The organism is Kitasatospora sp. NPDC056076, assembly GCF_042266305.1.
Taxonomy (GTDB): domain Bacteria; phylum Actinomycetota; class Actinomycetes; order Streptomycetales; family Streptomycetaceae; genus Kitasatospora.
Map to the genome: position 1 here is coordinate 73,318 of NZ_JBHJWG010000043.1, position 8,241 is coordinate 81,558.

Annotated in this window: 7 protein-coding genes; 3 read left to right on the top strand and 4 right to left on the bottom strand. The window is 68.5% G+C overall.

Annotation, left to right across the window (positions count from 1 at the left end; translation table 11 throughout):
* The first annotated feature begins 1 nt into the window (after nt 1).
* The 3 genes from ACFC1T_RS29450 to ACFC1T_RS29460 all read left to right on the top strand — a co-directional run bounded on the left by ACFC1T_RS29450 (nt 2) and on the right by ACFC1T_RS29460 (nt 3,225).
* Nucleotides 2–1,054, top strand: a complete 1,053-nt coding sequence (locus ACFC1T_RS29450) for a Rieske 2Fe-2S domain-containing protein (RefSeq protein ID WP_375893309.1) — start codon at nt 2–4, stop codon at nt 1,052–1,054.
* Nucleotides 1,051–2,709 carry a cytochrome bc complex cytochrome b subunit gene (locus ACFC1T_RS29455; protein ID WP_375893311.1) on the top strand — a complete coding sequence of 553 codons (1,659 nt, stop codon included), beginning with the start codon at nt 1,051–1,053 and terminating at the stop codon, nt 2,707–2,709. The genes ACFC1T_RS29450 and ACFC1T_RS29455 overlap by 4 nt, the downstream gene beginning before the upstream one ends.
* A 144-nt stretch (nt 2,710–2,853) precedes the next feature.
* Nucleotides 2,854–3,225 carry a GntR family transcriptional regulator gene (locus ACFC1T_RS29460; RefSeq protein WP_375893312.1) on the top strand — a complete coding sequence of 124 codons (372 nt, stop codon included), beginning with the start codon at nt 2,854–2,856 and terminating at the stop codon, nt 3,223–3,225.
* A 44-nt stretch (nt 3,226–3,269) separates the two neighbouring features.
* On the opposite strand, the gene ACFC1T_RS29465 is transcribed toward ACFC1T_RS29460, so the two are convergent.
* The 4 genes from ACFC1T_RS29465 to coxB form a co-directional block, all read right to left on the bottom strand.
* Nucleotides 3,270–4,526, bottom strand: coding sequence for an Ig-like domain-containing protein (locus tag ACFC1T_RS29465; protein ID WP_375893314.1), 1,257 nt, complete (start codon nt 4,524–4,526; stop codon nt 3,270–3,272).
* Nucleotides 4,527–4,705: 179 nt separating this feature from the next.
* The gene (locus tag ACFC1T_RS29470; protein WP_375893315.1) at nt 4,706–5,128 is read right to left on the bottom strand and encodes a cytochrome c oxidase subunit 4; all 423 of its coding nucleotides are present in this window, start codon (nt 5,126–5,128) and stop codon (nt 4,706–4,708) included.
* A complete protein-coding gene (gene ctaD / locus ACFC1T_RS29475; RefSeq protein WP_375893317.1) occupies nt 5,128–6,903 on the bottom strand; it encodes a cytochrome c oxidase subunit I in 1,776 nt (591 codons plus the stop codon). The genes ACFC1T_RS29470 and ctaD overlap by 1 nt, the downstream gene beginning before the upstream one ends.
* Nucleotides 6,900–7,754 (bottom strand): cytochrome c oxidase subunit II, encoded by an 855-nt coding sequence (gene coxB / locus ACFC1T_RS29480; RefSeq protein WP_375893319.1) that lies wholly within the window; start codon nt 7,752–7,754, stop codon nt 6,900–6,902. Before coxB ends, ctaD begins: the two co-directional genes overlap by 4 nt.
* Nucleotides 7,755–8,241 lie beyond the last annotated feature (487 nt).

The following is an 8,241-nucleotide window of genomic DNA, read 5'->3' on the forward strand; positions in this document are numbered from 1 at the left end:
CATGTCAGAAGAGAAGCTCCCGGAGCCGCACGGCTCCGCCGGCGAGGTGGCCGACCACGGCAACCCGTTCGCCGACCCGGGCCTGCCGGCCCACGAGCCCCGCCGCACCGACATCGACGAGCAGGCCGCCAAGCGGGCCGAGCGCCAGGTCTCGCTGATGTTCGTGGTCTCGATGCTCGCGACGATCGGCTTCATCGCCTCGTACGTGGCCATCGACCCGGACAAGATCGTCTACATCTTCCCGCTGGGCCACGTCAGCGCGCTGAACTTCGCGCTCGGCCTGACCCTGGGCGTCGCGCTGTTCATGATCGGCGCGGGCGCGGTCCACTGGGCCCGCACCCTGATGTCGGACGTCGAGCTGCCGGCCGAGCGTCACCCGATCGAGGCCTCCGACGAGGTCCGCAACGACGTCATCGACCAGTTCAAGACCGGTGCCGCCGAGTCCGGCTTCGGTCGCCGCAAGATGATCCGCAACACCCTCATCGGGTCGATGGCGCTGGTCCCGCTCTCCGGCGTGGTCCTGCTCCGCGACCTCGGCCCGCTGCCGGAGAAGAAGCTCCAGGAGACGGGCTGGAAGGAGGCCACCCCGGCCAAGCCGGTGCAGCTCGTCAACATGAGCACCATGCAGCCGATGAAGCCCGAGGACCTCGTGATCGGCTCGCTGACCTTCGCGATGCCGGAGGGGCTCACCACCCACGACGAGGACTTCCAGCAGCGCATCGCCAAGGACGCCCTGATGCTGGTGCGCATCGCGCCGGAGGACATCAAGGACGACAAGTCCAAGGAGCTGGGCTTCGAGGGCATCCTCGCCTACTCCAAGATCTGCACCCACGTCGGCTGCCCGATCAGCCTGTACGAGCAGCAGACCCACCACGCGCTCTGCCCCTGCCACCAGTCGACCTTCGACCTGGCGGACGGCGCGCGCGTCATCTTCGGCCCCGCCGGCCACCCGCTGCCGCAGCTGAAGATCACCACTGACGAGCAGGGCAACCTGATCGCCACCGGCGACTTCGAGAAGCCTGTCGGCCCGAGCTTCTGGGAGCGTGCTCGATGAGTAGCGCGAGCAGCACCAAGACCGGTGCCGCCAAGCCCTCCAGCACGCGTGCGAACCCCGCCAACAAGTGGGAGTCCGCGGCTGACTGGACGGACGGCCGGCTGGGGATCTACTCCCTCGCCAAGGCCAACCTGCGCAAGATCTTCCCGGACCACTGGTCCTTCATGCTGGGCGAGATCTGCCTCTACACCTTCGTCATCATCATCCTGACCGGTGTCTACCTGACGCTGTTCTTCAAGCCGTCGATGGCCGAGGTCGTCTACAACGGCTCGTACGTGCCGCTCAAGGGCATCGGGATGTCCGAGGCGTACGCCTCGACGGTGGACATCAGCTTCGAGATCCGCGGCGGTCTGCTGATCCGCCAGATCCACCACTGGGCCGCCCTGGTCTTCGTGGCCGCGATGCTCGTGCACATGATGCGCGTGTTCTTCACGGGCGCGTTCCGCAAGCCGCGCGAGATCAACTGGGTCTTCGGCTTCCTGCTGCTGGTCCTCGGCATGTTCGACGGCTTCTTCGGCTACTCGCTGCCGGACGACCTGCTGTCGGGCACCGGTATCCGCTTCATGGAAGGCGCGATCCTCGCGGTCCCGCTGGTCGGCACCTACATCCAGATGTTCCTGTTCGGGGGCGAGTTCCCCGGCCACGACATCGTGCCGCGGTTCTTCACCATCCACGTCCTGCTGATCCCGGGCATCATGCTCGGCCTGCTGGTCGCGCACCTGATCCTGGTCTTCTACCACAAGCACACCCAGTGGGCGGGCCCGGGCAAGACCGAGAAGAACGTCGTCGGCATGCCGCTGATGCCGGTCTACATGGCCAAGGCCGGTGGCTTCTTCTTCCTGGTCTTCGGCATCATCGCCGCCATCTCGGCGATCGCCACGATCAACCCGATCTGGGCGTACGGCCCGTACCGTCCGGACCAGGTGTCGACCGACGCCCAGCCCGACTGGTACATGGGCTTCTCCGAGGGCCTGATCCGCGTCATGCCGGGCTGGGAGATCAGCCTGTGGGGCCACACCCTGAACCTGGGTGTCTTCGTCCCGCTGATGATCTTCCCGCTGGTCCTGGTCGCGATCGCGGTCTACCCGTTCATCGAGGGCTGGATCACCGGCGACAAGCGCGAGCACCACATCCTGGACCGCCCGCGCAACGCCCCGGTCCGCACCGCCCTGGGTGCCGCCTGGATCAGCCTGTACCTGGTGCTGCTGGTCGGTGGTGGCAACGACCTGTTCGCCACCCACCTGCACCTGTCGATCAACTCGATCACCTACTTCGTGCGCGCCGGCTTCTTCGTGGTGCCGGTCGTCACCTTCATCGTCACCAAGCGCTGGTGCCTCGGCCTCCAGCGCCGCGACAAGGAGAAGGTGCTGCACGGCCGCGAGACCGGCGTCATCAAGCGCCTGCCGCACGGTGAGTTCATCGAGGTGCACGCCCAGCTGCCGGCGAAGGACCTGCACACCCTCACCGCGCACGAGCAGAACCAGCCGGTCGAGCTGCCGGCCCAGACGGACGAGAACGGCGTGGCCCGCAAGGCCGGCGCGCTCACCCGCACCCGGGCCAAGCTCTCCCGCGGCTTCTACGGCGAGGGCAGCCAGATCCCCAAGCCCACCGCCGAGGAGCACCACGAGATCACCAGCGGCCACGGCCACCACTGATCCCGTAGGCGCCCGCGTCACCCCGAGGGCCGCTGACCAGAGTTCATCTGGTCAGCGGCCCTCGGCCTTTGCCCCTCCGCCGGTACCCCTCTGCCAGTAGTACCCCTGCCGGCCCCGCATCCGCCGCGTCCCCAGGAGCCACCCGTGCAGCTGTCCGTCGACCCCGCCGCCGCCACTCCCCCGTACGAGCAGATCCGCGCCCAGATCGCCGAGCGGGCCCGCTCCGGCGCGCTGCCGACCGGGCTGCGGCTGCCCACCGTCCGGGCCCTCGCCGAGGAGCTGGGGCTGGCCGCCGGAACGGTCGCCCGGGCCTACAAGGAGCTGGAGGCGGACGGCGTGGTGGAGACCCACGGCCGGCGCGGCACCCTGATCGCGGCCACCGGGGACGCCGCCCACCGGCTGGCCGCCGAGGCCGCCGCCGAGTACGCCGAACGCGCGAGCCGACTGGGCCTGTCCCATCCGGAGGCCCTGGCCGCCGTGGTCACCGCCCTGGGCCTGGCCTACCCGCAGGCCTGAGGGCCCGGCCCGGGCCCTGGGAGACGGCCTCGGCCGGACCGGGCCTAGACCTCGGGCCGCATCATCCCCGCGGCGGGGGCCTGGCCGGGCGGGACGGTGGTGCTGAGGGGCTGTCCGAGGGCGCTGTGCTTGACCCAGTCCGTCCAGTCGATGTTCCAGTCCCCGAAGCCGTTGCCGAAGGGCTCCATGGTGGCGCCGCGGCTGTTCACCACCGTCACCAGGTCTCCCACCCGGGTGTTGTCGTAGAACCACTCGGCGTTGTCGGTGCTCATCCCGGTACAGCCGTGGCTGACGTTCTCGTAGCCCTGGGAGCCGACCGACCAGGGCGCCGCGTGGACGTACTCGCCGCTCCAGGTCACCCGGGTGGCCCACTTCACGTCCAGGTCGTAGGACTCGGAGCTGCCGGCCGCTATGCCGATCGTCTCGCCGCTCATCCGGACGGAACGCTCCTGGCCGAGCACCACCTTGATGCCGTTGCGGGTGTCGAAGCCGGGCTTGCCGGTGGTGACCGGGATGGTCCGGACCGTCACGCCGTCACGCTTGAGGGTGAGTTCGTGGGCGGCCGCGTCGATCACCGACTCGACCCGCGCGCCGATCCGCAGCTTCAGCGCGCTGCGGTCGCCGCCGTAGAGGCCGTCCGAGATCCGGCTGCCGGTGCCGTCGAAGGCCAGCGAGACGGTCGTACCGGTCGGCCAGTAGTCCTCCGGGCGGAAGTGCAGGTTCTTGTCGTCCACCCAGTACCAGGCGCCGGTGACGGCGGGCTGGGAGGTCACGGTCAGCGCCCGTTCGACCTCCTGGCGGGCCTGGGGGTCCTTCACCGCCTCGGAGAGCTGCGCGGTGAGCGGCTGGCCCACCCCGTAGACGCCGCTGCCCGAGGAGTCCGGGCCGAGCTTGGCGGTGAGCAGGCGCTGGGCGGCCAGGGTGGAGAAGTTCTGGGTGGTGTCGCCGCGCCCGTTCCGGCCGTCGTCGGCGGAGATCCGGACGGCGTACGCGGTGTTCGCCCGCAGCCGGCCGGTGGTCTGCCAGCTGTGCTGGTCGTCGGCGAGCTTGCCGGCCACCACCCGGCCGTCCGGGTCGACCACGGTGACGTCGGTGAGCCGGCTGCCCGCCACCGCGGTGACGGTGACCGGCTTGGAGGGGTCGACCTTGCCCTCGGCCGAGAGGTGGACGAGCGGTCCCGCGTCGATCCGGTGCGGCCCGACGGCCTCGTCCCGGCCGGACGAGCAGGCGGCCAGCGGGGCCAGCACTGCGAGCGCCAGCGAGATGCTGCCGATGCCTGCGATTGTGCGCCTGTCGGCCATGACCGCCTCCGAGGGGTTCGCACGATTCGTACGATTGATCAGATCGTAGGAACGCCCTGGGGCGAGCGACATCCGAGCGACCCTCCGTTCACCCGGGTGAGTGAGGCGGTCACCCCCGGGACGCAGCAGGGCCGGTCCTCCCGTAACGGGAGGACCGGCCCTGTCGCCGGAGGCGGAACCTACTGGTTCTGGTTCTCGCCCCGGTAGAACTCGAAGACCCATCCGAAGATGCCGATCAGGATGATCGGGGCGGCCCAGAACATCAGCCACCAGCCGAAGATCACGCCCATGAACGCGAGCGCGCCACCGAGCGCCAGCGAGAGCGGCTGCCAGCTGTGCGGGGCGAAGAAGCCCAGCTCGCCGGCGTCGTCCGCCACCTCGGCCTCGGGGTTGTCACCCGCGCCGCTGTCCACCCGACGGGCGGTGAAGGCGAGGTAGTAGCCGATGAAGGCGCAGAGCGCGAAGGCCAGGAACAGCGCGGTGGTGCCGGCGGCCTCCAGGCCCGGGCCGTCCTTCGCGTTGCTGGTCCACAGGCCGTACGTGATGGCCATCGCCAGCACGAAGACCGACAGGCCCAGGAAGATCTTTCCCTGTTCCTTCATCAGGCGTCACCCTCCTGCTTGCCCTTGCCCAGCTTCGGGGCGTCGTACTTCGCCGGGGTCACACCCGCGAGGTGCTTGGCCGGCTCGCCGTGGTTCTCCAGGTAGTCCAGCGCGGCGATCTCCGGGTGGTGGAGGTCGAAGGCCGGGGATTCGGAGCGGATCCGGGGCAGGGTGAGGAAGTTGTGCCGCGGCGGCGGGCAGGAGGTCGCCCACTCCAGGGAGCGGCCGAAGCCCCACGGGTCGTCCGCGGTGACCTTCTCGCCGTACTTGGCGGTCTTCCAGACGTTGTAGAGGAACGGCAGGATCGACAGGCCGAGCACGAAGGAGCCGATGGTCGAGACGGTGTTCAGGGTGGTGAACCCGTCCGAGGCCAGGTAGTCGGCGTAGCGGCGCGGCATGCCCTCGGCGCCCAGCCAGTGCTGCACCAGGAAGGTGGTGTGGAAGCCGAAGAACAGCGTCCAGAAGGTGATCTTGCCGAGGCGCTCGTCCAGCATCTTGCCGGTCATCTTCGGCCACCAGAAGTGGAAGCCGGCGAACATCGCGAAGACGACGGTGCCGAAGACCACGTAGTGGAAGTGGGCGACGACGAAGTACGAGTCCGAGACGTGGAAGTCGATCGGCGGCGAGGCCAGCAGGACACCGGTCAGACCACCGAAGAGGAAGGTGACCAGGAAGCCGACCGTCCAGAGCATCGGCGTCTCGAAGCTCAGCGAGCCCTTCCACATGGTGCCGACCCAGTTGAAGAACTTCACACCGGTCGGGACCGCGATCAGGAAGGTCATGAAGGAGAAGAACGGCAGCAGCACCTGCCCGGTGACGTACATGTGGTGCGCCCACACCGTCACGGACAGACCGGCGATCGCGATGGTGGCCGCGATCAGGCCGGAGTAGCCGAACATCGGCTTGCGGCTGAAGACCGGGATGATCTCCGACACGATGCCGAAGAACGGCAGCGCGATGATGTACACCTCGGGGTGGCCGAAGAACCAGAACAGGTGCTGCCACAGCATCGCCCCGCCGTTGGCGGGATCGAAGACGTGGGCCCCGAACTTGCGGTCCGCCTCCAGGGCGAACAGCGCGGCGGCCAGCACCGGGAAGGCCAGCAGGACCAGCACCGAGGTCAGCAGGACGTTCCAGACGAAGATCGACATCCGGAACATCGTCATGCCCGGAGCGCGCATGCAGATGATCGTGGTGATGAAGTTGACCGCACCGAGGATCGTGCCGAAGCCGGAGAAGGCCAGACCCATGATCCACATGTCGCCGCCGACGCCGGGCGAGTGCACCGCGTCCGACAGCGGGGAGTAGGCGAACCAGCCGAAGTCGGCGGCGCCGTTCGGGGTCACGAAGCCCGCCACCGCGATGGTCGAACCGAAGAGGTACAGCCAGTACGCGAACATGTTCAGACGCGGGAACGCCACGTCCGGGGCGCCGATCTGGAGCGGCATGATCCAGTTCGAGAAGCCCGCGAACAGCGGCGTCGCGAACATCAGCAGCATGATCGTGCCGTGCATCGTGAACGCCTGGTTGAACTGCTCGTTCGACAGGATCTGGGTCCCGGGACGAGCCAGCTCGGCGCGCATGACCAGGGCGAGGATGCCACCGATCAGGAAGAAGGCGAACGACGTGCCCAGGTACAGGGTGCCGATCGTCTTGTGGTCAGTGGTGGTCAACCACTTGATGATGGTCGAACCCGGCTTGCGGGTCCGCTGCGCCCCGACCGTGACGGCCTCGGCGCCCCCGCCGGCCGCGGCGGGCTCGTTGAGGATGGTCACTTCTCTTCACTTCCCATGCTGATGAGGCCGGAAGGCACCGCACCGTTCTGGCCCTTGGCGCGGAGCTCAGCCAGGTGCTTGTCGTAGTCGGCACGGTCGACGACCTTGACGTTGAACAGCATGCGCGAGTGGTCGTAACCACAGAGTTCGGCGCACTTGCCCATGTAGTCACCCTTGACGGTCGGGGTGACCTCGAACTTGTTCACCACGCCCGGTACGACGTCCATCTTCATCATGAAGTTGACGGGCCAGAAGTCGTGGATGACGTCCCGAGAGGTGAGCCGGAACTGCACCGTCTCGTTGACCGGCAGCCAGAGCGTCGGGACCACCTTGGGCGTACCGACTTCGTACGCGGCGTCCTTGTTGGCCGGGTCGGGGGTCTCGGTGTTCTCGTAGTTGAACGCCCAGCTCCACTGGAAACCGACCACGTTGACGTAGTGCTGCGGCTTCGCGGAGACATGCGTCAGCTTCGACTCGTCGCGGGCGACGAAGTAGAAGAGGACCGAGACGATGATGATGGGGACCGCGGTGTAGAGCGCCTCGATGGGCACGTTGTACCGGGTCTGCGGGGGGATCTCCACACCGGTGCGCTTGCGCCGGTGGAAGATCACGCTCCAGATGATCAGACCCCACATCAGTACGCCGACCACCAGCGCCGCGATCCAGGAGCCCTGCCACATCTGGAGGACCATGGGTCCTTCCTTCGTGACCGGACTCGGGAGGCCAAGCCTGGGGAGGTCGTTGGCCGAGCAGCCGGTGGCGGTCGCGATGACGAGGCCCAGTGCCAGCGCCTGAGGCAGCTTCCGCCGCATCGTGCGCCGCGGCGAGCGGTCGGAGCCGTTGGGACTCACGTAGCGCCTTCCCGAAGTCTCGCCCGCCTTCGCGTCGCACCGGGAGGGGAGTGTGAGCCCCTCCGGCGACCCGTCCACGGGCACGGTTTGAATGCTTATGCGGGCCAAACCCTACTCCAGCCTTATGCGCTCCTGACGGGCAGCCCCCGGTAACGCGCCGCCCGGTCGCCCGATCAGGCCCGGCAGGCGCTGCGCTGCAGGTCATCCCAGGCATTCGAGGCCCGTACGCCCGATCGGGGGATGCCAGGAGGCCAGCTGGAAGAGTGGCCCTCTTACCAGCCCAAAGCCGGACATCCACGGCACTTGACTGACTGTCCGCCATGTCGGCGTCGCACGTCCCCACCGCACAGACGGCTGTGGCTCCAGGGGACCCGGTGCGGGTAGCGCGGGCCCCAGCCCCCGCACGCCACACGGGTCCCACGGCCCACCTCTGGGTCGCCAGCCAGTTGCCGCGCGGCCACAGGCGCACCGGCGCGGCCCAGGCCAT